Annotated in this window: 20 protein-coding genes and 1 pseudogene; 5 read left to right on the top strand and 16 right to left on the bottom strand. The window is 71.9% G+C overall.

Going from position 1 to position 22,966, the window contains the following annotated elements; all coding sequences use genetic code 11:
- Positions 1–191 precede the first annotated feature (191 nt).
- Entirely contained in the window at positions 192–794 is a 603-nt protein-coding gene (locus E4N62_RS27080; protein WP_230218889.1) for a hypothetical protein, read from the top strand.
- Positions 795–1,556: 762 nt separating this feature from the next.
- The gene (locus tag E4N62_RS27075; protein ID WP_230218886.1) at positions 1,557–2,633 is read left to right on the top strand and encodes an RNA ligase (ATP); all 1,077 of its coding nucleotides are present in this window, start codon (positions 1,557–1,559) and stop codon (positions 2,631–2,633) included.
- A gap of 29 nt (positions 2,634–2,662) precedes the next feature.
- Here the strand turns inward: E4N62_RS27075 and soxR are convergent, their stop codons facing one another.
- Positions 2,663–3,148 carry a redox-sensitive transcriptional activator SoxR gene (gene soxR / locus E4N62_RS27070; RefSeq protein ID WP_308185686.1) on the bottom strand — a complete coding sequence of 162 codons (486 nt, stop codon included), beginning with the start codon at positions 3,146–3,148 and terminating at the stop codon, positions 2,663–2,665.
- Between the two features lie 107 nt (positions 3,149–3,255).
- On the opposite strand from soxR, the gene E4N62_RS27065 reads away from it, so the two are divergent.
- Positions 3,256–3,717: a MaoC family dehydratase gene (locus E4N62_RS27065; RefSeq protein WP_230218882.1), complete on the top strand. Its 462-nt coding sequence runs from the start codon at positions 3,256–3,258 to the stop codon at positions 3,715–3,717.
- Between the two features lie 98 nt (positions 3,718–3,815).
- Here the strand turns inward: E4N62_RS27065 and E4N62_RS27060 are convergent, their stop codons facing one another.
- From E4N62_RS27060 to E4N62_RS27040, 5 genes are all read right to left on the bottom strand, one after another.
- A complete protein-coding gene (locus tag E4N62_RS27060; RefSeq protein WP_230218880.1) occupies positions 3,816–4,520 on the bottom strand; it encodes a polysaccharide deacetylase family protein in 705 nt (234 codons plus the stop codon).
- Positions 4,517–5,215: a glycoside hydrolase family 11 protein gene (locus tag E4N62_RS27055; protein WP_230218876.1), complete on the bottom strand. Its 699-nt coding sequence runs from the start codon at positions 5,213–5,215 to the stop codon at positions 4,517–4,519. Before E4N62_RS27055 ends, E4N62_RS27060 begins: the two co-directional genes overlap by 4 nt.
- A gap of 204 nt (positions 5,216–5,419) precedes the next feature.
- Positions 5,420–6,046, bottom strand: coding sequence for a TetR/AcrR family transcriptional regulator (locus E4N62_RS27050; RefSeq protein WP_230218874.1), 627 nt, complete (start codon positions 6,044–6,046; stop codon positions 5,420–5,422).
- A gap of 126 nt (positions 6,047–6,172) precedes the next feature.
- Positions 6,173–6,460, bottom strand: a complete 288-nt coding sequence (locus tag E4N62_RS27045) for a YiaA/YiaB family inner membrane protein (protein ID WP_184896013.1) — start codon at positions 6,458–6,460, stop codon at positions 6,173–6,175.
- A 132-nt stretch (positions 6,461–6,592) separates the two neighbouring features.
- Positions 6,593–7,780, bottom strand: coding sequence for an acyl-CoA dehydrogenase family protein (locus tag E4N62_RS27040; protein WP_230218872.1), 1,188 nt, complete (start codon positions 7,778–7,780; stop codon positions 6,593–6,595).
- A 73-nt stretch (positions 7,781–7,853) separates the two neighbouring features.
- On the opposite strand from E4N62_RS27040, the gene E4N62_RS27035 reads away from it, so the two are divergent.
- Positions 7,854–8,492, top strand: coding sequence for a TetR/AcrR family transcriptional regulator (locus tag E4N62_RS27035; RefSeq protein WP_230218871.1), 639 nt, complete (start codon positions 7,854–7,856; stop codon positions 8,490–8,492).
- Positions 8,493–8,589: 97 nt separating this feature from the next.
- Here E4N62_RS27035 and E4N62_RS27030 read toward each other — a convergent pair whose 3' ends face one another.
- The 10 genes from E4N62_RS27030 to E4N62_RS26985 all read right to left on the bottom strand — a co-directional run bounded on the left by E4N62_RS27030 (position 8,590) and on the right by E4N62_RS26985 (position 21,311).
- Entirely contained in the window at positions 8,590–9,915 is a 1,326-nt protein-coding gene (locus E4N62_RS27030; RefSeq protein WP_230218870.1) for an MFS transporter, read from the bottom strand.
- 258 nt (positions 9,916–10,173) lie between these two features.
- Positions 10,174–11,259: a Zn-dependent alcohol dehydrogenase gene (locus E4N62_RS27025; RefSeq protein WP_230218869.1), complete on the bottom strand. Its 1,086-nt coding sequence runs from the start codon at positions 11,257–11,259 to the stop codon at positions 10,174–10,176.
- A 66-nt stretch (positions 11,260–11,325) separates the two neighbouring features.
- On the bottom strand, positions 11,326–12,714 hold the full coding sequence (locus E4N62_RS27020; protein ID WP_230218868.1) for an aldehyde dehydrogenase family protein: 1,389 nt from the start codon (positions 12,712–12,714) through the stop codon (positions 11,326–11,328).
- Between the two features lie 192 nt (positions 12,715–12,906).
- The gene (locus tag E4N62_RS27015; protein WP_230218867.1) at positions 12,907–13,425 is read right to left on the bottom strand and encodes a DUF3574 domain-containing protein; all 519 of its coding nucleotides are present in this window, start codon (positions 13,423–13,425) and stop codon (positions 12,907–12,909) included.
- Positions 13,426–13,584: 159 nt separating this feature from the next.
- Complete coding sequence (locus E4N62_RS27010) at positions 13,585–14,121, bottom strand: class F sortase (RefSeq protein ID WP_308185683.1); 537 nt, start codon at positions 14,119–14,121, stop codon at positions 13,585–13,587.
- A gap of 441 nt (positions 14,122–14,562) precedes the next feature.
- A complete protein-coding gene (locus tag E4N62_RS27005; RefSeq protein ID WP_230218864.1) occupies positions 14,563–15,189 on the bottom strand; it encodes a hypothetical protein in 627 nt (208 codons plus the stop codon).
- Positions 15,190–15,289: 100 nt separating this feature from the next.
- Positions 15,290–16,564 carry an MFS transporter gene (locus tag E4N62_RS27000; RefSeq protein ID WP_230218862.1) on the bottom strand — a complete coding sequence of 425 codons (1,275 nt, stop codon included), beginning with the start codon at positions 16,562–16,564 and terminating at the stop codon, positions 15,290–15,292.
- A 78-nt stretch (positions 16,565–16,642) separates the two neighbouring features.
- Positions 16,643–18,103, bottom strand: coding sequence for a CitMHS family transporter (locus E4N62_RS26995; RefSeq protein WP_230218860.1), 1,461 nt, complete (start codon positions 18,101–18,103; stop codon positions 16,643–16,645).
- Between the two features lie 121 nt (positions 18,104–18,224).
- Positions 18,225–20,480 carry a molybdopterin oxidoreductase family protein gene (locus E4N62_RS26990; protein WP_230218858.1) on the bottom strand — a complete coding sequence of 752 codons (2,256 nt, stop codon included), beginning with the start codon at positions 20,478–20,480 and terminating at the stop codon, positions 18,225–18,227.
- A 213-nt stretch (positions 20,481–20,693) separates the two neighbouring features.
- Positions 20,694–21,311, bottom strand: coding sequence for a TetR/AcrR family transcriptional regulator (locus tag E4N62_RS26985; RefSeq protein WP_230218856.1), 618 nt, complete (start codon positions 21,309–21,311; stop codon positions 20,694–20,696).
- 317 nt (positions 21,312–21,628) lie between these two features.
- Between E4N62_RS26985 and hmgA the strand changes: the two are divergent.
- Positions 21,629–22,953: pseudogene (hmgA, locus tag E4N62_RS26980) on the top strand (homogentisate 1,2-dioxygenase).
- Positions 22,954–22,966 lie beyond the last annotated feature (13 nt).

The raw sequence follows: 22,966 nt of genomic DNA, 5'->3' as shown, positions 1-22,966 counted from the left end.
GCGCAAGAAGAAGTCAGAGGCAGTCAGGCGTATGCAGGAACGGTCCGTGAACGGCTCAGCAGACGACTTATCGAGGTCATCGGAAATCGGATGGAGCCGAATCGCGTGTCGATACGTCTATTCGACGACGTCCCGACGACGACGCCGAAGTGACCGAAGTTCATGTGCAGGTGTGACGGAGGTGCAGGGCGATGGCCGGTTTCCGGAGTCTGGCAAGACAGGTGCGAGATCCCAGGTGCGATCTGGCACTGCGGCGGTATTCACTGCGCAAGTGCCTTGAGAGGTTCGCCCCCTACGGGCATCGGGCGACGTGGGACCACTTGTGCTCGCGGGTCGGCTTCGGCCCCGAGGACCGCAACCCCGACCCGGCGCGGCTCGTGGCCGCACTGGAGGAGTTGGAAGAGGCCCGCTCCGTCTGGCTCGACTACGAGGTGCAGTTCGCGCGCCGCCGCAAGAAGGAGAAGTACGACGGGCTGCGCAGGCCGGGCAGTGTCGACGACTGGCACCGGCTGACCTGGGGCGGTTTCGGTGTCGCATGGTGCGACGACCCGAAGGTCCACCCCCGGGAACCACTGGCGGAGGTGCTGCGCCGGCTCATCGCCGCGCTGGAGCGCGAACCGGGCTCGTCCTGCCCGGTGTGCGAGGGCGAGCGCCTCGTCTGGATGTACGACCTGGCCCATGAGCCGTCCTCGGGCCCGGTCTGCACGGAGTGCGGCATCGTGGTGCCACGGCCGGTACTCACCCCCGAGGCCCTGGCGGAGTCCAGGCGCGGGCGACTGCTGATCTCGGCCTAGCGCGGCGGGGGTGCGCCGGGGATGCCGCACCCCCGTGCATGTGTGGTCGACGAGGTTCCGTTCCGGTACGGCGTGACGGCACACCATCGCCGACAGGACGCCCCAGCCGTCGTGGCTGGGCCAGATCGTCCGGAGCGCGGGTCGGGGAACTTCGAGGCGGCGCCCACCGCCGTTCGCCGGGTCGTGCATCTTCCAGCGGTCGTACGACTCCTCGGTCGCCTCGCGCGGGAAGGGCACCAGGTGTTGACGCCCTCGCCTGCGTGAACGCAGGCGATTCCGGTCAGCACCGCTACGCGGTGCCACCTCGGGCTCCTGCTTCACCGGCACCTGCCACCCGGAGGTGGCCCTACAAGGCCTCCACAGGCCTGACTTCCCGCCCGTCCGGCGGTAGGTCCACCAACTACGTCATCGGACAAAGCGACTTCAGCAGCGACGCTGTGTCCGCTGCGTCCCCGACTGGGCCTTCTCCCACTTCAGCGAACAGATGACGACGCTCATCGGCGCTCCCTGCCGTGCTGTGCTTTCGCTGTGCCCTTGCCGTGTCAATGCCCGGGGGACGCGCCACGCCACCCCTCCGTGTCCATGACACCGTTGGCACGAAAGCGGTTGCACCCCGTGGCGTGCGCGCGGCACGCCACGGGGTGCGCCCGGCGCGTCCGGGGCGCGCTCTTACCAGGGCGAAATCCACTCGCTCCACCCCTTTCCCGTGCGGAGAGTGGGGGCGATGAGACAGCCCTGAGTCCGAGGAGCGAGGAGAGGCCGATGTCGACGCTGCGCGTCACCGCCGAAGTGCTGACGATCCACGAACACCCGAACGCCGACGCGCTCGAACTGGCCCAGGTGGGCCTGTACCGAGCCGTCGTGGCGAAGGGGGCGTACCGCACCGGTGACACCGCCGTGTACATCCCGGAGCAGTCCGTGCTCCCCGCGCCGCTGATCGAGGAACTGGGGCTCACCGGCCGGCTGGCGGGAGGCAACTCGGACCGGGTGAAGGCGGTACGGCTGCGGGGCGAGCTGTCGCAGGGCATCGTCTGCCGCCCACGGGCCCTCGCGGACATCGATCTGACGGCCGCCGTCACCGACGGCACGGACTTCGCGGAGCAGCTCGGCATCGTCAAATGGGTGCCGCCGATCCCGCCCACGATGAGCGGCGAGGTCGAGTCGGCGCCGGATCTGCTGCCCTGGGTCGACATCGAGAACGTCCAGCGCCACCCCGGCACCTTCACGCCCGGTGAGCCGGTCGTCCTGACGGAGAAGCTGCACGGCACGGCCTGCCTGGTCACGTATCTGGCCGAGGACGGCCGGGTGCTGGTGTCCTCGAAGGGCTTCGGCTCGAAGTCCCTGGCCCTCAAGGAGGATCCGCGCAATCTGTACTGGCGGGCCGTCCACGGCCACCGGGTGGGCGAGGTCGCCGCCCGGCTCGCCGAGCGGCTCGGCGCGCGACGGGTCGGGATCTTCGGCGAGGTCTACGGCGCCGGGGTGCAGGACCTCACGTACGGCGCGGACGGCCGCCGCGACACCCTCGGGTACGCCGTGTTCGACGTCTCCGCGGACATCGACGGCCGGGTCCGCTGGCTGGACTCCGCGGAGCTGTCCACGCTGCTCGACGGCGAACTGCCGCTGGTGCCACGGCTGTACGAGGGGCCGTACGCCGCGGACCTCGTCCTGGAGGTGGCCGAAGGACGGGAGACCGTCTCCGGGCGCGAACTGCACCTGCGCGAGGGGGTCGTGATCCGGCCGGTCACCGAGCGGTACAGCCCCGTGACCGGCGGGCGGGCCGTCGCCAAGGCGGTCAGCCCGGCGTACCTGACCCGTAAGGGCGGCACGGAGTACGAGTGACGCCCGGCGCGAACCCGGGAGCCGCCCTGTCAGCTCCCGGGTTCGCGCCGTTCGGTCCTGCGGCGCTCGACCAGGAGGCGGGAGCCGCTCTGCCGTTCGCCGAAGACGTCGTCGGGGTTGGAGAGCACACAGGTGTCGAGGGACAGACAACCGCAGCCGATGCAGTCGGTGAGGTGGTCGCGCAGCCGGTTCAGCTGCTTGATCCGTTCGTCCAGTTCGGACCGCCAGGCCTCGGAGAGGTGGGCCCAGTCCTCACGGTTCGGCGTGCGTTCCTCGGGCAGTTCGGCGAGTGCCTCGCGGATCGTGGCGAGCGGGATGCCGACGCGTTGCGCGGCCCGGACGAAGGCCACCCGGCGCAGGGTGTCCCGGCTGTAGCGGCGCTGGTTGCCCGAGGTGCGGCGGCTGCTGATCAGCCCTTTGGACTCGTAGAAGTGCAGCGCGGAGACGGCGGCACCACTACGGGCCGACAGCTGGCCGACGGTCAACTCGTGGATCTTCACAGGGATCTGGGGCACCCCTCCGAGCCTACCCATACCCGAAAGGGCCACGGTCCGTTGACAGGGATCGCACGGCCGACCATGCTAAGCAGTCGCTTAGACAATGGGACCAGGGAGGCCGAGACATGGCAGAGCCGAGGATCTTCACGTCCGCCGAGGAGCTGACGGCGGCGGTGGGCGAGTCGCTGGGGTACAGCGACTGGCTGGAGGTCGACCAGAAGCGGATCGATCTCTTCGCCGAGGCCACCGGTGACCATCAGTGGATCCACGTGGACCCGGAGAAGGCGGCGGTCGGGCCCTTCGGGACGACCATCGCCCACGGCTATCTGACCCTGTCCCTGCTGCCGTTGCTCGTGCCGCAGATCCTCAAGGTCGACAACATCAGGATGGGCGTCAACTACGGCACGAACAAGGTCCGCTTCCCGGCGCCGGTCCCGGTCGGTTCCCGGCTGCGCGCCACCGCGACCCTCCAGGACGTCACGGAGGTCGGCGGCGGCGTCCAGGTCACGGCCGCGGTCGTCGTGGAGCGCGAGGGCGGGGAGAAGCCGGTGTGCGTGGCGGAGTCGGTGTCCCGGTACTACTTCTGAGCGCGTGTGGCGCGGCGTGAGCGCTCGGGGCGCGCGGTGGCGCGGCGTTCGCGACCGCCGCGCCACGTTCTCGTCCCAGCCCGGCGCACGCTCCTGCCTCAGCGGGGCGCCACGGCGCGGCCGGTCTGCGGTGAGATCATCCCCGCGCACAGACCTCGGGCGGACAGCCCCTGCGCGATGCGCGGGAGCGCCGCGCGCGAGTTCGCGGACCAGTCGTGCAGGAGCATGACCTGGCCGTTGGTGAGCCGGGCGGCGGCCTGCACGATCGCGTCGGTGCTCGCCCCGTTCCAGTCCTGCGAGTCGACGTTCCACAGGATCTCGGTCAGGCCGTACCTGGCCGCCACCGACCTCACCGTCGCGTTGGTCTCGCCGTACGGCGGCCGGAACAGCTTCGGCGTGCCGCCGCCCGCCGCGGTGATGGCCTGCTGGGTGCGGGAGATCTCCGCGTCGATCTGCGCCTGGCCCAGCTGGGTCAGATGCGGGTGGGTGTAGCTGTGGTTGGCCACCCACATGCCGGCGCCGACCTGCGCCCGGACCAGGGCGGGGTTGGCGGCGGCGTACTGGCCCTGGTTGAACATGGTCGCCCGGAGCCCGGTCTGCCGGAGCGTGTTCAGCAGGGCCGACGTACTGCCGGACGGGCCGTCGTCGAACGTGAGCCCGACATAGCCGGTGCAGGCGGCGGCCCGCTCCGGCGCGGCCTCGGCGGCGCCGAGCGTCAGGGGGACGACACTCGCCAGGGCCGTCGCGACGACGGCGGGCCGCCACAGCCGTCGACGCGGCCTGCGGCGTGGTCCGGCCTTCACGGGGACACCGTGATGCTGGAGCCGCCGCTGCTCCGGTATCCCTCGGTGGCCATGATCATGTAGTACCGGAAGCTGCCGAGGGGCATCCCGGCACGGGCCCAGGCGTCGAAGTGGTTGCCGGTGGTGATGTTCCCGCCGGTCCGCCTGGACTGACGCACACTCCAGTACTGGTCGAAGGTGCGGGTGCCCTCGACGGAGGGGGCGTTGTACCGCGTGGTCCGGTAGATGTCGTACGTGCCGCCGTCGCTGGTGACCGTGCCCTTGTACGCGCCCGTCGGCCGGTAGGTGCCCCAGTTGTCGACGATGTAGTACTCGACGAGCGGACTGGCCGTCCAGCCGTAGAGGGTCAGATAGGCGTTGCCGGACGGGCTGAAGGAGCCCGAGTAGGTCACCGTCCTGCGGGAGCCGTTGCTCCAGCCCTTGCCGGCGACGAAGTTGCCGGTGTTGCGCCAGGAGGTCCGGTAGGTGCCGCCGGAGGCCAGGGTCATGGAGACCGTGCCCGGGGCGTCGGTCCAGAAGGAGTAGTAGAAGCCGTTGTTGTTGCCGGTCTGATTGCTGGTGACCACCGTGTCCGCGCGGGCCGTGCCGGGCAGGGCCAGCGTGGTCGCCGCGGCCATCGCGGTCGCGCAGACGCCGCTCATGAAGAGCCTGCGGCTCGGGGGCGGGGTGGGAGTGGGTGCGGGTGCGTCGTCCATACGCTCGCGTCCTCCTCGGGCTCGTGGGTTGCCCTGTCACCCCGGGAGTGTTGGCCTGCCCCTGCCAACTGTCAATACATTCGGCACCGGCCCCGAAACATTCGCGCTCCGCACCAGCGACAATCCGCCAACGGACCAATGGGCGGAACAAAAGCAACGGCCCCGGCCTTCGAATGTTTCGAAGACGGGGCCGATCGCCGGGAGTTACTTCTTCGCGCCCACCATGCGCAGGACGAGGTCCGCGTAGAGCGCGCCGACCTCGTCGGGGGTGCGGGGGCCGTTGACGTTGAACCAGCGCGCCACGTCGATACAGAGGGAGAGGATGGCGACGGTCGTCCCGCGGACGTCGGGGACGTCGAAGTCGCCCGAGGCGACGCCGTCCTCGATGATGCCGCGTACGGCGGCGTCGTTCTCGCGGCGCAGGGTGACGATCTCGGCGCGGGCCTCGGGGCCGAGGGCGTCGAGCTCGTACTGCACGACACGAGCGACGGTGTGCTGCCCCGCGTGCCAGCGGACGAAGGAGCGCACGGCCTCGGCGAGCCGGTCGGCCGGGCCGCCCTCGGAGCGGGCCGCCGTCCGCAGGACGTCGAGGGCCTTCTCGTGACCGATGCGGCTGATCCGGTGGAGCAGCTCTTCCTTGGTCTTGTAGTGGATGTACAGCGCGGCGGGGCTCATCCCCGCGCGGCCCGCGATGTCCCGGGTCGTCGTCGCGTGGTAGCCACGCTCGGCGAAGGCCTCCACGGCGGCCATCAGCAGCCGCCGGGCCGCCTCCGGATTGACCTCGCCCCACGGCTGCGGCTCGCCGCCCGCCGTCTCCTCCGCCGTACTCATCGCTCGTTCGTCCCTTCGATGGCTGGGCACCACCATACCGCCGAAGGTGAGCGGGCGCTTAGAAGGCCCGCTCAGGGCTGTGCCGCACGGCGGCGGGGGCGCGCGCCGGGGGTCGCGCGCCCGGTCTCAGAGCTTCTCGAAGGGGTCGTGCTCGGCGAGGAGTTTCTCCAGCCGGGCCTGGTCGACCCGGCTGACGATCCGCCCGGCCTCCTGGCGGTCACGGATCACCTTGGCCAGGGTGAAGGACGAGGTCACCAGATAGAGGACCGCGATGGCCAGGAAGGCGCGGACCCAGGTGTCGGCGTCGAGGTTGTAGATGCCGACGGTGGTGGCCGCCATGGCGACGGCGAACGAAACGACGGCCTGGCCGTAGAAGGCCGCCGTGTTCTGCTGCTTGACCGGTGTCTCACTCATGGGGACATGGTTCGACGGATGTGGCCCGAACCACATCCGTCGGGATACTCAGCCGGCGGTGTCGCATACTCAGAGCCGCGCTCGGACGCGCACCGGAGCCGCACCGGGGTCGCGGCGAGCGCGGAGCCGGGATCAGAACGCCGAAACGCCCGTCAGTGCCCGCCCGATGAGCAGTTTCTGTATCTGACTGGTGCCCTCGTACAGGGTCATCACCCGGGCGTCGCGCAGGAGTTTTCCGGCCGGGTACTCGTCGATGTAGCCGTAACCGCCGAACACCTGGAGGGCGTTGTTCGCGGCGCGGACGGCGGCCTCGGAGGCGAAGAGCTTCGCCTTGCTGGCCTCGGTGGCGAAGGGCCGGCCCCGGTCGACGAGATCGGCGACCCGCCAGGTCAGCAGCCGGGCCGCGTCGACGTCCACCGCGATGTCGCTGATGAGTTCCTGGACGAGCTGGTGGTGGGCGATGGGCCGGCCGAACTGCTCGCGCTCGCCCGCGTACCGGACCGCCGCGTCCAGCGCGGCCTGGGCGATGCCGACGCAGCCGGCGGCCACCGACATCCGCCCCTTGGCGAGCGCGGACATGGCGACGGTGAACCCCTTGCCCTCGGGGCCGAGCATCGCGGAGGCGGGGACGCGGACGTCCTCCAGGACCAGTTCGGCGGTGGCCTGGCCGCGCAGGCCGAGCTTGCCGTGGATGGTGCGCCGGGTCAGGCCGGGGGTGTCGGTGGGGACGAGGAAGGCGGAGACGCCCCGGTGGCCGGGGGCGTCGGTGGAGCGGGCGAAGAGCAGGACGACGTCGGCCCAGGTGCCGTTGGTGATGAACATCTTGGTGCCGTTGATGACGTAATCTCCGCCACTCTCGGCTCCGCTCGAGCGGGAGGTGCCCCCATCGTCGCGCACCGCCCGGGTGGCGAGGTTGCCCGCGTCCGAGCCGGTGCCGGGTTCGGTGAGGCCGAAGCAGCCGACGTACTCCCCCGTCGTGAGCCCCGGCAGCCAGCGGCGCTTCTGCTCCTCGTCGCCCCAGGCCGCGATCGTCTTCGCGACCAGCCCCAGGGAGACGGAGACGATCCCGCGCACGGAGGAGTCGCCGCGGCCGAGCTCCTCGGTGACCAGGCAGTACGTCAGATGGTCGCCGCCGGAGCCGCCGTACTCCTCGTCGACGGTGAGCCCCAGGAAGCCGACCTCGCCGAGCTTCTTCACGATCGCCCGGTCGACGTTCTCCGCGCGGTCCCACTCGATGACGTGCGGGGCGATCTCGCGCTCCACGAAGTCGCTCGCGAGCCGGCGCGCGGCGGACTGCTCCTCGCTGAGCTCCAGGTTCACGCGGCCCGCCTCTCGTCAGTTCCCCATTTAATTACCACTGCTAGTTTTAGGGTGCAGCCCTACTATGTGCGCCATGGCCCGACCACGCAAGCCCCTGTTGAGCACCGACCGCATCGTGGAGACGGCGCGGGCGCTGGTGGACGCGGAGGGGCTGGCGGCGGTCTCCACCCGGCGGCTCGCCGCGGAGCTCGGAGTGAGCGGGCCCTCGCTCTACAACCACTTCCGCACCATGGACCAGATCCTGGAGGCGGTCGCCGACTCGGTGAGCGCGCAGGTCGACCTGTCGATGTTCCGGGACGGGCGGGACTGGCGGACCGCGCTGCACGACTGGGCCGTGTCCTACCGGGCGGCACTGCGCGACCACCCCAACATCGTGCCGATCCTCGCGCGGGGACCCGGGCGCCGGCCGGCGGGGCTGCGGGTCGCCGACGTCGTGTTCGGGGCGATGGTCGAGGCGGGGTGGCCGGCGGCCCAGGCCACGTCCATCGGGGCGCTGATGCGGTACTTCATCATGGGGTCCGCGATCGGGTCGTTCGCCGGGGGGTTCGTGGACGACGAGAGCGCCTACGACCCCGCCGACTACCCGCATCTCGGGCAGGCCCACCTGCTGGCCGAGCAGCAGCAGAAGGTCGACGAGCGGGCCTTCGAGGTGGGGCTGCGGGCGCTGCTGGACGGGTTGGAGCAGCAGTACGGACAGGGCGGGACCCGATAGGCGGCGGGGAACCGCCCGCACGGGCACGAACGCCTCGGGGTCGCGGCCCCGGATGGGGTTCCGCAGCCGCGACCCGGGCCGCCGACGAGGAGCCTGCCTAATCCTCCTCTCGTGAACTCGCCCTCCCCGCGAGGATCTTGATCGAGACGAGGGCGATCACCGAGAGCCCGATGATGTACGCGGACACCGCCATGGACGTGCCCGTGGCCTCCAGGAGGAGGACCATCAGGAACGGGGCGAGGCCGCCGCCGAGCACCGCGGCGATCTGGTAGCCGAGGGAGGCACCCGTGTAGCGCATCTCGGGGGTGAACAGCTCGGCGAACAGGGCGGCCTGGGGCCCGTACATGATGCTGAGGAAGCAACTGGCGACGAAGGTGCCGACGGCGAGCCACAGCAGGGAGCCGGTGTCGATGAGCAGGAACAGCGGGACCGCCCACAGGGCGATGCCGGCCGCGCCGATCCCGTAGATCCGGATCCTGCCGACGCGGTCGGAGAGGGCCGCGGCGGCGGGGATCAGCACCAGCTGGGTGAGGCTGACGCACAGGGAGACCGCGAGGACGGCGCTGCGCTTCATGTCGAGTTCGCGGGTGGTGTAGTCGAGGACGCCCGTGATGAGGATGTAGAAGGTCGCGGTGTTCACGGCGAAGGAGCCGCCGGCCAGGAAGACCGTGCCGAGATGGCCGCGCAGGATCGTCCTGAGCGGGGAGCTCTTCTCGCCCTTCTCCTTCTCCGCCAACTCCCTTTCAGCCGCCCGGAATTCGGGGGTCTCCTCGACATGGCGGTGGATGTACCAGGCGAGGCCGAGGACGAAGAGGCCGACCAGGAAGGGCACGCGCCAGCCCCAGGCGGCGAAGGCCGAGTCGCTGGTGGCCGCGCCCACGACGAGGAACATCGTGTTGGCGCTCACCACGCCGATGGGGACACCGAGTTGGACGAAGCTGCCGTACACCCCGCGCTTGCCCTCGGGGGCGTACTCGGTGGCCAACAGCATCGCGCCGCCCCACTGGGCGCCGACGGCGACGCCCTGGGCGACACGGAGGAGGACGAGCAGGACCGGGGCGGCGATCCCGATCGTCTCGTACGTGGGGAGGAGGCCGATGCCGGTGGTGGCGAGGCCCATCAGGGTCAGCGCCAGGACCAGCATCGGCTTGCGGCCCCGCTTGTCACCGAGGTGACCTGCGACGACGCCACCGAGGGGGCGGGCGAGGAAGCCGACGGCGAAGGTGGCGAACGCGGCGAGGACTCCCGCGGAGGAGCTGCCGGCCGGGAAGTAGAGGTCGCCCAGAACGAGGGCGGCGGCTATGCCGAAGACGAAGTAGTCGTACCACTCCACCGCCGAGGCGAGGGCCGCGGCGGTGGCCACCTTGCGGTGGCTCTGGGGAGGGGACGTGGTGACGGAAGCGGAAACGGGAGCGGTGTCCATACGAGCACACTCCGGTGGGTGCGGGGACGTTCCCGGGAACGTACTGACCGGACGGTATGGAGGTCAACGGTCGTGCGGGTATCAGTTCGGGGAGGGTTTTGTCTGCGGGCGGGTGGGGTTACTCGCGCAGTTCCCCGCGCTCCTGGAAACCACGGGGCGCGCCCGGAGTCCTTCAGGGGCGCGAGGAACTGCGCGACAAGCCCCCGCGCACCCGCACCCGCAGCCGCAGCCGCAGCCGCAGCCGCAGCCGCAGCCGGATCAGAACGTCACCAAAGCCCGGCCGCCCTTGCCGGCTCGCATGTTGTCGAAGGCCACCGGGATGTCGTCCAAGGTGATGCGGTCGGTCACCAGGGCGGACAGGTCCAGGCGGCCGGCGTGGATGTGATCTGCGAGGACCGGCACGTCGCGGGCCGGGTCGGAGTTGCCGTAGACGCACCCGGAGAGGGTGCGGCCCCAGTGGAAGATCTCCAGCGCGTTGAAGGTGACCTGCTGGTCCTTGCCGCCGATGCCGACGACGGTCGTACGGCCGCCGCGCCGGGTCGACTCCCATGCCGTCCGGATGGTGACCGCGCGGCCGACGCACTCCACGGCGACGTCCACCCCCTGCTTGCCGGTGAGCGCGCGGATCTCGCGGGCGGTGTTCTCGGACGCGACCACGTACTCCGTGGCCCCCGCCGCGCGGGCCAATCCCTCCTTCGCCGGGGAGACGTCCACGGCGACGATCCGGGACGCGCCGGCCATCCGCGCGGCCTGGAGCGCCGCCAGCCCGACGCCGCCCACCCCGAACACGGCGACGGTCTCGCCGTCCCGGACCCGCGCCGAGTGGTGGACCGCGCCGTAGCCGGTGAGGACGGCGCAGCCGAGCAGGGCCGCGTCGGTGAGCGGAACCCCGTCCGGCGCGGGGAGCACACATCCGGCGGCCACGACCGTCTCCTCCGCGAAGGCGGCCACGTTCAGCCCGGGGTGGAGGTCGGCGCCGTCGGAGGCACGTCGGGCATGGACGTTCCCGGAGCCGAGCAGCGCGTTCGCGCACAGCCAGACCTCGCCGAGCGAGCAGGCGTGACAACTCCCGCAGGACGGGGCCCAGTTGAGGACGACGCCGTCGCCGGGCGAGACATGACCGACCCCGTCGCCGACCGCCAGGACGGTGCCCGCCCCCTCGTGGCCGAGCACGGCGGGCACCGGCACCCGCATGGTGCCGTCGGACAGCGACAGATCGGAGTGGCAGACCCCGGCGGCGGCGAGCCGCACCCGGACCTGGCCGGGCCCGGGGTCCGGCAGCTCGATCTCGGTGATCTCCAACGGGGCACCGACGGCGGGCAGTACGGCGGCTCGAACGGCCATGGGACGACTCTCCTACTGGTTCGCCTGGAACCCGGTCGGAACGGTGGGACTCGGAAAGCAGGTGGCTCAGAACTGCAGGGACTTGGTCTGGAGGTACTCCGCCAAGCCGTGCGTGCCCAGCTCGCGACCCACTCCCGACTGCTTGTAACCCCCGAACGGGGCCCGCGGGTTGAAGCGGCCGCCGTTGATGTCGACCTGGCCGGTGTCCATCCGGCGGGCGAAGGCCACGGCCTCACTCTCGTCGCCGGCCCAGACCGCGCCGGCCAGCCCGTACACCGTGCCGTTGGCGATCCGCAGGGCGTCGGACTCGTCCTCGTAGCGGAGGATCGACAGGACCGGGCCGAAGATCTCCTCCTGGGCGATCGTCATCTCGGGGGTCACGTCGGCGAAGACGGTCGGGCTGACGAAGTAGCCCCGCTCGCGCGGGGATTCGGGGCCGCCCGCGACCAGACGGGCGCCCTCGGCCACGCCCTTGTCGATGTAACCCCGCACCCGCGCCTGCTGCTTGGCGTTGACCAGCGGGCCGATGCGGTCCCCGTACTTCGCGGCGGCCCCCGCCGCCAGCTCGACGGCCTCGTCGTACTGGGAGGTGTGGACGAGCATCCGGGTCCAGGCGCTGCACGTCTGCCCGGAGTTGGACATCACGTTGGCGACACCGACACCGACCGCCTTGGTCAGGTCGGCGCTCGGGAGGATCACGTTGGCGGACTTGCCACCGAGTTCCAGGGCCACCTTCTTCACCGCGGCGCCGGCGGTCGCGGCGATCCGCCGGCCCACCGCCGTGGAGCCGGTGAAGGAGACCAGGTCGACGCCGTCGTGCTCGGCGAGCGCCTGACCGGCGACCGGGCCCAGACCCGTGACCAGGTTGAACACTCCGGCGGGCACGCCCGCGTCATGCACGGCCTCGGCGAAGAGCTGGGCGGTCAGCGGGGTGTCCTCGGCGGGCTTCAGGACCACGGTGCAACCGGCGGCGAGGGCGGGGGCGACCTTGGCGACGATCTGGTGCAGCGGGTAGTTCCAGGGGGTGATGGCACCGACGACGCCGATGGGCTCGTGGTACACGGTGGAGTTGCCCACCTTCTCCTCGAAGGCGTGCTCGGCGGCCAGTTCGGCGTAGGAGCCCGCGACCGCGACCGGCAGGTCCGCGTGCACCTTCTGGGAGAACGGCAGCGGCGAGCCGAGCTCCGCCGTCACCGTCTCGGCGATCTCCTCCCGGCGCGCGGCGAGCGCGTCACGCAGCGCGCCGATGATCGCGCCCCGCTCGGCGGGCGGGGTCGCGGCCCAGCCGGGGAGAGCGGCGCGGGCGGCGCCCACGGCGGCGTCGACGTCCTCGGCGGTGCCCGCCGGGACACGGTCGATCACCTTCTCGTCGACCGGGTTCACGACCTCGATCGTGTCGGTCCCGGCGGCGGGGCGCCAGGTACCGCCGATGTACATGCCGTCGTGTGCCTTCATCGTGCTGCCTCCGGGGCGGGCGTCGTCGTTCCGCCCCAAAAACTAGCCCTGATAGTTTTCCGGCACCAGGTCTCCGGGGAGTGAGGCAGGACTCGTCGGCCACGAGGCAGAACGTGTCGGCCACGGGGCGGCGGAAGTGTCCCCGACGCCGCCGCCGGCGGCGCTCTCCGCCGGGCTCGGAGCCGCCTCGTCTCAGAAGTCGACCCGCTTCCTGTCGTCGACGCGTGCCACGGCCTCCTGTGCGAACTCCTCGCGGTAGTCGCCGCGGATCTCCTCGATCCTCCGGTCGCTCACGGCGGCCGACGACACCGGATACAGCAGGATCAGCTCGTACGACCGCTCCTTCTCGATCGTCCCGCTCGCGTCCCGCCACTGCCCGCGCCCCTCCTGCACGGTCAGCCCGTCGGGGAACCCGGGGGTGACCGCGCGGTCGACGAAGGCCGTGAACTGCGCGTCGGTGACGGCCGGGCCGCCGTCGGGCCGCTCGGTGCCGAACAGGAGCCGCGTCTCGATGTAGGGCGTGCCGCGCGCCGGGGCGATCACGGTACCGGCGGGGGCGTCCTCGGCGAGGGTCGCGTACGCGGTCGGGGCGCCCACGACCAGGAGACAGGCGGTGGCCGCGAGGGCGCCCCGGGCGCGGAGGGCGCGATGCGGGTGCGGGTGAGGGCTGGTGGTCGCGGAGGCGCTCGGCCATGGGGGGTGCGAGGTCATGGGTCCAGCTCTAGCGGGACCGTCGGTTGCTGATCCCTCGGCCGCGCCGGGACCGGGCCGCGCGTGCGCCCGTACGCCCCCGGGGCTCGCCGAGGCGGGCGACGCGCGCCCTGCGCGCCGGTTCAAGGCTTGCGCGCCCGTTCAGGGGCCGCGACCGGTTCAGGGGCCGCGCGCCGGTTCCCGGGTCGCGGTGAGGTGGGCGAAGACGACCACGTTGCTCGCGTAGCCCTTCCGCCGGTCGTACGTCCCCCCGCAGGTGATCAGGCGCAGTTCGGGGCGCCCGCGATGGCCGTACACCTTCTTGCTGGGGAAGCGGTCCTTCTCGTACGACTTCACGGCGTCCACGGTGTAGACGGCGGTACGGCCGTCCGCCCGCAGGACCTCGACGAGTCGGCCGGGCTTGATCACGTCCAGCGCGGCGAAGACGGCGGGGCCCGTCCTGGTGTCCTTGTGACCGACGACGACCGCCGTGCCGGGTCCGCCGGGCGCGGGCCCCTCCGCGTACCAGCCGACCAGCTTCGGCTTGTCGTCCGGCGGCGCGGGGAGGCGTCGACCGGCGTCGAGGCGGAGAGCGGTCACCGGTGCCTCGATGCCCAGGTAGGGGATGGTGACGGTCTTCGCCGGGGAGGGCGGCAGCGTACGGGGGCGGGCCGGTTTCCTCGGCTCGGCGGGCCCGGACGTGGACGCGGGTGGCACGGGCGTGGTGGTGGCGGGCTGGACGGGTGTCTGTCCGGCGGGCGCGGCGGCCGCCGGCGTCGTGTGCGGCGGGCGCCGGGCCCGTCGGCTCGGTCGCGGGGTGGGCACGGTCGGGCGGGCGGGGGCCTGGCTGACCGGCCGCGTCGGCTCGGTGGGGCGGCCGGTTCGGCGCCCTCCGCCCGTCGGTCGGGGCCGCTGTCGGGGGCGGGTGGGTACGGGCCCTCGGGCGGCGGGGGTGTGAAGTACAGGGACGCCCGGGCGCGCGGGTCCTCCGCGCCGGGCGCCCCGGAGTCGGCCCAGACGGCGCCGGCCTCGGTGGTCCCGGTCCGTTGCTCCCTGTTCTCCGCGATGTGGACGCCGCCCACCACCAGCGCGGTGGCCATGACGACCGTCCGCGTCAGGCGGTAGGCGCGCGTCCGGTGCCAGGGCCTGCGCCGGCGTCTACGCGGCGCCATCGGCGCGGCGACGGCGCAGCCGCAGATAGGCCACGCCACCGACCGCGGCGAGTCCCACGGCGGCCGCGCCGGCGACCGGCGAGAAGTTCTGGGTGAGGGCGAGGCCGCCGCCACCGGCCGGAACCGCGCCCTCGGGCCCGGCGAGGCCGTTGAGCGGGCAGTTGACGTTGATGTCCCGGCGGCCCTCCTCCAGCGTCCCGCCGATGGTCCTCCAGGTCAGCACGTAGTTGCCGTTGGGCAGGCGCGCCGCGTTCGGGGGCGCCACGGGGGTGCTGTGTCCGGTGCCGTCGGCCGCGAGGGTGATCTCGCCCGTGGCGACGGGGTCGGTGCGCGGCGCGGGGGGCTGGCGGTCGATGGTCCAGCTGATGCGCTGCGACGGCGTGGGGTCCTCGGGGAAGTTGAAGGCGGAGAGGTAGAAGTCGCAGACCAGCGGCTGGTTGCGCTGGTTGTCGAACGGGAAGCCCACCTTGTGGATCACGACGTCGGGGTCGCCCGGTGCGGCGACGGCGGCCGGTGCCGTGATCAGGCTGGCTCCCGTGACGGTGAGGGCCGCGAGGACGGCGGCGGCACTCGCGCGCACTCCGGCGGGGCGCGGGCGGGACGAGGTGGACATGCATGACCTCCGAGTCTGACGATTTTCACACAAATCGCTCTTTCGCCTGACTCTCTGTCACATCACACCGGGCGCGGGGGGAGCCGCGCCCGACGACCCGTCAGATATCCCCCTTACGGCTCAGGGACTCGTCCGACGCGGCCGACCGCGAGCCGCTCTCCTTCCGCTTCGCCGAGGTGCCGCGCCTCCGGTCCCGCCCCGGCCGCCCCGGCTCCGCCGGCGAGCGCAGGGCGATGGCCGACGACACCAGCAGCAGCGCGCCCAGCATCACGAACGGCGCTGCGACGCCCGCGACCCCGGCGATCAGACCCGCGGCGGCCGGCGCCCCGGCCTGCCCCAGCCGGTTCCCCGTCAGTCGCAGCGCGAGGGCGGTGGAGCGGGCGTCGTCCGGCGCGGCCTGCACCACCGTGGTCATGGACAGCGGCTGCCCGGCCCCGAGGCAGAACCCGAGGGCGGCGAGGATCACGGCGAGCGCCCACACCGGCACGGGCAGCGCGATCCCGGCGCACAGCACGGCCCCCAGCACACAGGTGACCGTGAGCAGCGCGGTCCGGCCGAGCAGGCGGAGCATGGGCGTCATCACCAGACGGCACGCGATGGTCGCCGCCGCCCGCAGGCTCAGCAGGACGCCGATCACCGAGGGCGCGATGCCCCGGTGTTCACCGACCACCGGCAGATACGCGGTGAGGATGTCCGTCGCCGACAGCACGGCGAGGCTGATGAAGATGCCGCCCGGCACGCCACGGGTGCGCAGGATGCGGTGCACGGGCACGCGTCCGCCCTGCCCCGCACGGGACTTGGGTTCGACGGGACGCTCTATCCGCCACAGCGAGGTGAACGCGACCGCCGCCCCGGCGCCCGCGACCACCAGTGCCAGGGCGCTGGTCCGGGCCATGTCCGGGCCGCCGATCAGGGTGCCCGCCGCGATCGGGCCGACCAACTGGCCGAGGGAGGCGCCGATGGTGAAGTGGCCGAAGTTGCGGTCGTGTTCGTGCGGCGCGGACTGGCGGGCCACCAGGGACTGGGCGCCGATGACGAAGGAGAGGTGACCGAGGCCCATCACCCCGCTCCAGACGGCCATCGCGGCCAGGGAGTTCGCCAGACCGCTCAGGACGCAGCCGCCGGATATGAGGACGACACCGACCGGCAGCAGGGGCGCGCACCGGCCCTGGTCGGTCCTGCGGCCGAGCGGGACGGCGGCGAACAGCGGGAGCAGGGCGTAGACCCCCGCGATCACACCGATCGCCCGCTCGTCTGCGCCCAACGCGAGGGCCCGGTAGGACACGGCGGGCCGCGCCATCGACACCGCCCCCTGCGCGAAGCTGAAGGCGATGACGAGGCGGAGCAGCCAGCCGTGGTTCCTACCGGGCCTCACGATGCGGGTCCTCCTGGGGGAAGTTCACGCCGGTGCGAGCGAACTCCGCTCCGGTGCCGGGGAGTCGGGTTCCCTGGTTCAGATGATGCCGAACAGCACACCGGCACCGAGGATGATCAGCGAGGTCGCCGCCGCCCACTTCACCACGAACCTGGTGTGGTCGCCGAACTCGACCTTCGCCATGCCCACGAGCACGTAGACGGCCGGGACCAGCGGGCTGGACATGTGCAGCGGCTGGCCGACGAGGGAGGCGCGGGCGATCTCCAGCGGCGAGACCCCGTGGGCGGCACCGGCCTCGGCGAGGACCGGGAGGACGCCGAAGTAGAAGCCGTCGTTGGACATGAAGTAGGTGAGCGGCAGGCTCAGGAAGCCGGTGACCAGGGCCATGTGCGGGCCCATGCCGCCCGGGACGCCGTCGACGATCCACTTGGCCATCGAGTCGACCATGCCGGTGCCCTGGAGGACGCCGGTGAAGACGGCGGCGGCGAAGACCATGCCGGAGACGTTGAGGACGTTGTCCGCGTGCGCGGCGAGCCGGTCCTTCTGGTCGGGGATGTGGGGGAAGTTGACCGTCAGCGCGAGCGCGGCGCCGAGCAGGAAGAGCACCGGGATCGGCAGCCACTCCATGATCATGGCGGTCAGCAGCGTGACCGTGAGCAGCGCGTTGAACCAGTACAGCTTCGGGCGCAGCGTCGGGCGGTTGGGGTCCAGGCCCTGGAGGCGGACGTCCTCGACGTCGTCGTCCTCGGAGTCGGCGTCGGTGCCGGAGCCCGCGCCGCCGGTGGCCTTCGTCGTACGGACCTTGTCGTCGCCGGAGCCGGCGGCCGACGCGGCGCCCGCGCCCACGAGCACGGTCTCCTCGGAGCCGGACTTCTCCTCGTCCTTGACGATCTTCTCCTGCTCCAGGACCTCGTCGAGGCTCAGCACACCGAGGCGCTTGCGCTCGCGCAGACCGAGGAAGTAGGCGAGGACGAAGACGAAGAGCAGGCCGACGAGGAGCGCCGGGATCATCGGGACGAAGATGTCGCCGGCGTCGAGCTTGAGCGCGGTGGCGGCGCGGGCGGTCGGGCCGCCCCAGGGCAGCGTGTTCATCACGCCGTTGGCGGTGGCGGCGACACCGGTCATCACGACCAGGCTCATCTTCAGGCGCTTGTACAGCGGGTACATGGCCGAGACGGTGATCATGAAGGTGGTCGAGCCGTCGCCGTCCAGCGAGACGATCGCGGCGAGCAGGGCCGTGCCCACGACGATGCGCAGCGGGTCGGCCTTGCAGAACTTCAGGATGCCTCGGACGATCGGGTCGAAGAGCCCGACATCGATCATGAGGCCGAAGTAGACGATGGCGAACATCAGCATCGCGGCGGTGGGCGCGAGATTGCCCACCCCCTCGATGACGTAGTCGCCGAGATGGGCCCCCTTTCCGACGAACACGCAGAAGAGCGCGGGGATCAGCACGAGCGCCGCGATCGGCGACATCTTCTTCATCATGATCAGGACCAGGAAGGTCGCGATCATGGCGAAGCCGAGGATGGTCAACATGTGGATACCTAACGTTCGCCCTTGAACTCCCACCAGGGCACCGGCGGTGCGACGACGTTAGGGCGGGTCCACAAGCGTTAACAAGACGTTGACATGCGAGCAATAAGCGCAGAACTCCAGGTCACAGCGTTGCGCCTGCTCGGGCGAGTTCCACGGGCACTCCGTTGAGGACCGCGTTGCCCGACAGCGGGTCGAGCTGGGAGCCGTCGAGGAGCTGGTTGACGTTGACCCCGGGGTCGACCGCCGCGTGGCTCATGCGAGTGCCCGGACGGTCGTGTCCCCAGCCGTGCGGAAGGCTCACGACACCCCGTCGTACGACATCGGTGACCTCGACAGGAGCCGTGACCTCTCCCCCGGCGCCCTTGATCCGTACGGCGTCGCCGTCGGCGAGGCCGAGGCGGTCGGCGTCGTCGGGGTGGATGTGGAGGGTGCAGCGGTTGGTGCCGCCGGTGAGGGCGGGGATGTTGTGCAACCAGCTGTTGTTGGAGCGCAGATGGCGGCGGCCGATGAGGACCAGGCCGTCCGGGCGCTCGCGCAGGGCGGTGCGGAGCCTCGGCAGATCGTCGACGATCGGTCGCGGCAGCAGCTCCACCTTTCCGCTGACCGTCTTCAGCGGCCGCGGCAGTCGGGGCTTCAGCGGTCCGAGGTCGATGCCGTGCGGGTGGGCGAGGAGCCTGTCCAGCGTCAGTCCGTCCGGCTCCGCGCCGAAGCCCTCGCCGTACGGGCCGAGGCGCAGCATCATGTCGAGGCGGCGCTCGGGTCCGGTGTCGCCGGTGAGCAGGCCGGCGAGTTCCTTCGGGTCGCGGCCGTGGACGGGCGAGTGGGCCTCCTTGACGGCCTTGCCCAGGGTCTGGCCGATGACCAGGTCGTCCACGACGGACGGGTCGGCGCCGTGCATCCCGGTGGCGGCGAGGGTGAGGCGGGCGAGGATCTCGGTCTCGGCCATGCGGCCGTCCTCCAGCGGGACGGCGGCGCGGTTGTAGCGGACCTGGTTGCGCACGGCGAAGGCGTTGAACGCGAAGTCGAAGTGCGGGGCCTGCGAGGGCGGGGGCGGCGGCAGGACCACGTCGGCGTGGCGGGCCGTCTCGCCGAGGTAGGGGTCGACGCTGACCATGAAGTCCAGCGAGTCGAGCGCCTTGTCGAGGCGGTCGCCGTCGGGCGCGGAGAGCACCGGGTTGGCGGCGATCGTGATGAGGGCGCGGACGGGGCTGCCCTCGGGGGTGGCGGTGTCGATCTCCTCGGCGAGCGCGGACAGCGGCAGTTCGCCCTTGGCCTCGGGGTGGCCGCTGACCCGGCTGTGCCAGCGGCCGAGGCCGAAGCCCCGGCCGGGTCCGGCGGGCCGGGGGGTCTTGTCGGTCGCGGAGTGCGGGAAGAGCGCGCCGCCGGGCCGGTCGAGGTTGCCGGTGAGGATGTTGAGGACGTCGACCAGCCAGCTGGCGAGGGTGCCGTGCGGGACGGTGCAGCTGCCGATGCGGCCGTAGACGGCGGCGGTGGGCGCGGCGGCCAGTTCGCGGGCGAGCTCGCGGATGGTCCCGGCGTCGACGTCGCAGGCGCCGGCGACGGCCTCGGGGGTGAACTCCGCGATGGCGTCGGCGAGTTCGTCGACCCCCTGCACATGCGGTGCGAGATCCCCGAGGTCGGTGAGCCCCTCCTCGAACAGCACCTGGGCCATCGCCGCCAGCAGCAGCGCGTCCGTGCCCGGCCGGATCGCGATGTGCCGGTCCGCGAGCTTGGCCGTCCGGGTCAGACGGGGGTCCACGACGGTGAGGGTGCCGCCGCGCGCCTTGAGCGCCTTGAGCTTGCCGGGGAAGTCGGGGGCGGTGCACAGACTGCCGTTGGACTCCAGCGGGTTGGCGCCGAGGAGCAGCAGATGGTCGGTGCGGTCCAGGTCGGGGACGGGGATCGCGTGGGCGTCGCCGTACAGGAGCCCGCTGGAGACGTGCTTGGGCATCTGGTCGACGGTGGAGGCGGTGAACAGGCTGCGGGTGCCGAGCCCGGCGAGCAGGATCGGCGGGTAGAGGGCGCCGGCCATGGTGTGGACGTTCGGGTTGCCGAGGACGACACCGACGGCGTTCGGGCCGTGCGCCTCGACGACGGGCCGCAGTCCGGCGGCGACGGCGTCGAAGGCCTCCGCCCAGGTGGCTTCCCGCAGCTCCCCGTCCTTGCGGACCAGCGGGGTGCGCAGCCGGTCGGGGTCGCCGTCGGCCGCCCCGAACGAGGCGCCCTTCGGGCAGATGAAGCCCTTGCTGAAGACGTCGTCCCGGTCGCCGCGGGCCCTGGTCACCCGGGTGCCCTCGATGGTGAGGGTGAGTCCGCAGGTCGCCTCGCAGAGCGGGCAGACGCGCAGGGCGGTGCGGGAGTCGGTGGTGGTGGACACGGGTCCTCCCGGAGGGGGCGGCGGCGACGGTGACGCTCGGACGTGGGCCGCGTGCGGGCACGCGGCGCCGAGGCCGAGCATACCGACCGGTATGCATCACGGGGAGGGGCTGCCGGGGGTCTTGTCGGGAAACAGCGGGAACGGGGGCGCGGCCGCACGGCGGCGGTCGGCGTCCGGGGGTTCGGCGGGACGTTCCGGACCCCCGGGCAGGGCTCAGTCCAGCACGCGCGCGAGATAGGCCCGCAGCAGCTCCCGCATCTCCTGGATGATCCGCTCGTCACCCGCCGGGGAGACCCGGAAGGCCAGGTGCACCAAGGTGTCGGCGGTCTCGACGGCGATCAGGAAGGTACGGCGCAGGTCCTCGTCGGGGGCGCGGCCGATGAACGCGGAGAGCAGGTCGGACAGCCGGTCGGCGACCCGGTGGTTGGGCTCCTGCCGGCTGCCGCCGACCGGGATCTGGTTGCCGAAGTCGATGAGGGCGAAGCCCGGGGTGTTGCGCTTCATGTCGAGGTACTCGTCGAGCACGGCGTCCATCGCGGTGCGCCAGTCCCGGCCGCCCGTCCCCTGGAGGCGGCGAGTGATCCGGTCGGTGAAACGGTCCAGGTTGCGTTCGGCCAGCGCGTCGGCCATCGCGCGCTTGTTGCCGAAGAAGCGGTAGACGGAGCCGATGGGCACACCCGCGCGCAGCGCCACGGCACGGGTGCTCAGCGCGTCGTAGCCGACCTCGTCGAGGAGGTCGGCGCAGGCGTCGAGGATCCTGGTCAGTCGTTCGGCACTGCGCCGTTGCACGGGGGCACGGCGCAGGGAGGTCGCCTGGGACACGGGCTTCATGATGCCTTTCCGCCTAGGTCCGATGAGCTGTCCGAATATCAGTACGGCCGGTACCGCTGCTCCCGCTCAGCGCTGGACCGTGCGAACACCGAACATCCGCACACCCTCCGCCTGCCGGGAGACTAGAGCACCGCACTGACAGGACGGATCTCCTCGCGGTCCGGTTCTCCCCCTCCGCCCGATGCACCCGATCTGCGGACGCCCCGCCGACGTCCGGTTGTCGCCCGTCGGCGCCCCGCCGCCGCCTCGTCCCCTTGCACCCACCCCGGCCGAATCCTACGGTGAAGCACAGGAATCAGGATCGCGAGGGAGCGGGCATGAACGGGGACGCGAGGAAGACGGCCGAGGGACTGGAGTACCTCACCGGCTTCGGCAACGAACACGCCTCGGAGGCGGTCCCGGGCGCGCTGCCGCACGGCCGCAACTCCCCGCAGCGCGCCCCGCTCGGCCTGTACGCGGAGCAGCTCAGCGGCACCGCGTTCACCGAACCGAGGCCGCACAACCGCCGCTCCTGGCTGTACCGGATCCGCCCGTCCGCCGCGCACCCCGCGTTCACGCGCACGGACAACGGCGCGCTGCGCACGGCCCCTTCACCGAGACCCTCCCCGACCCCAACCGCCTGCGCTGGAACCCCCTGCCGGAGCCCCCGGCGGGCACCGACTTCCTCTCGGGCCTGTGGAGCCTCGGCGGCAACGGGGACGCGGCGCGGCGCTCGGGCATGGCCGTGCACCTGTATCACGCCAATTCCGCCATGGAGCGGGTCTTCGGCGACGCGGACGGCGAACTTCTGATCGTCCCGGAGCGGGGCGGCCTCCTCCTGCGCACGGAGTTCGGCCTGCTGTGCGCCGAACCCGGTGAGGTCGCCCTGATCCCCCGGGGCGTCCGCTTCCGCGTCGACCTCCTCGACTCCTCCGCCCGCGGCTACGTCTGCGAGAACTACGGCGCCCCCTTCCGGCTGCCCGACCTCGGTCCGATCGGCGCCAACGGCCTCGCCAACGCCCGTGACTTCCGGGCGCCGGTGGCCGCGTACGAGGACGTCGAGGGCCCGATGGAGGTGGTGAACAAGTTCTGCGGCAACCTCTGGACGGCCACCTACGACCACTCCCCGCTCGACGTCGTCGCCTGGCACGGCAACCACACCCCGTACGTCTACGACCTGCGCCGTTTCAATGTCATCGGGACGATCTCGTACGACCACCCGGACCCGTCGATCTTCACGGTGCTGACCTCGCCGAGCGACACCCCGGGGCTCGCGGCGGTGGACTTCGTGGTGTTCGCGCCGCGCTGGCTGGTGGGCGAGGACACGTTCCGGCCGCCCTACTTCCACCGGAACGTGATGAGCGAGTACATGGGCCTGATCGAGGGTGCGTACGACGCGAAGAGCGCCGGAGAAGGGGGTTTCGTGCCCGGCGGCGGCTCGCTGCACAACATGATGTCGGCGCACGGCCCGGACCGGGAGACGTTCGACCGGGCGAGCGCGGCGGAGCAGAAGCCGCAACGGGTGGACGACGGGCTCGCGTTCATGTTCGAGACGCGCTGGCCCGTCCTCACCACCGAGCAGGCGGCCCGCTCGGAGCGGCTGCAGCGGGGGTACGACGACGTGTGGTCCGGCCTCCGGCGCCACTTCGGCCCGTTGCACTGAGGGCCTGGGGCCG

Source organism: Streptomyces sp. MNU76 (assembly GCF_020982545.1).
Classification (GTDB): Bacteria; Actinomycetota; Actinomycetes; order Streptomycetales; family Streptomycetaceae; genus Streptomyces.
This window is presented reverse-complemented; position numbering and strand designations above follow the sequence as displayed.

Coding starts and splice junctions, on each gene's coding strand:
- E4N62_RS27080 (WP_230218889.1), top strand. CDS start 192: ATGGCCGGTTTCCGGAGTCTGGCAAGACAGGTGCGAGATCCCAGGTGC.
- E4N62_RS27075 (WP_230218886.1), top strand. CDS start 1,557: ATGTCGACGCTGCGCGTCACCGCCGAAGTGCTGACGATCCACGAACAC.
- E4N62_RS27065 (WP_230218882.1), top strand. CDS start 3,256: ATGGCAGAGCCGAGGATCTTCACGTCCGCCGAGGAGCTGACGGCGGCG.
- E4N62_RS27055 (WP_230218876.1), bottom strand. CDS start 5,215: ATGGACGACGCACCCGCACCCACTCCCACCCCGCCCCCGAGCCGCAGG.
- E4N62_RS27050 (WP_230218874.1), bottom strand. CDS start 6,046: ATGAGTACGGCGGAGGAGACGGCGGGCGGCGAGCCGCAGCCGTGGGGC.
- E4N62_RS27045 (WP_184896013.1), bottom strand. CDS start 6,460: ATGAGTGAGACACCGGTCAAGCAGCAGAACACGGCGGCCTTCTACGGC.
- E4N62_RS27035 (WP_230218871.1), top strand. CDS start 7,854: ATGGCCCGACCACGCAAGCCCCTGTTGAGCACCGACCGCATCGTGGAG.
- E4N62_RS27030 (WP_230218870.1), bottom strand. CDS start 9,915: ATGGACACCGCTCCCGTTTCCGCTTCCGTCACCACGTCCCCTCCCCAG.
- E4N62_RS27025 (WP_230218869.1), bottom strand. CDS start 11,259: ATGGCCGTTCGAGCCGCCGTACTGCCCGCCGTCGGTGCCCCGTTGGAG.
- E4N62_RS27020 (WP_230218868.1), bottom strand. CDS start 12,714: ATGAAGGCACACGACGGCATGTACATCGGCGGTACCTGGCGCCCCGCC.
- E4N62_RS27015 (WP_230218867.1), bottom strand. CDS start 13,425: ATGACCTCGCACCCCCCATGGCCGAGCGCCTCCGCGACCACCAGCCCT.
- E4N62_RS27005 (WP_230218864.1), bottom strand. CDS start 15,189: ATGTCCACCTCGTCCCGCCCGCGCCCCGCCGGAGTGCGCGCGAGTGCC.
- E4N62_RS26995 (WP_230218860.1), bottom strand. CDS start 18,103: ATGTTGACCATCCTCGGCTTCGCCATGATCGCGACCTTCCTGGTCCTG.
- E4N62_RS26985 (WP_230218856.1), bottom strand. CDS start 21,311: ATGAAGCCCGTGTCCCAGGCGACCTCCCTGCGCCGTGCCCCCGTGCAA.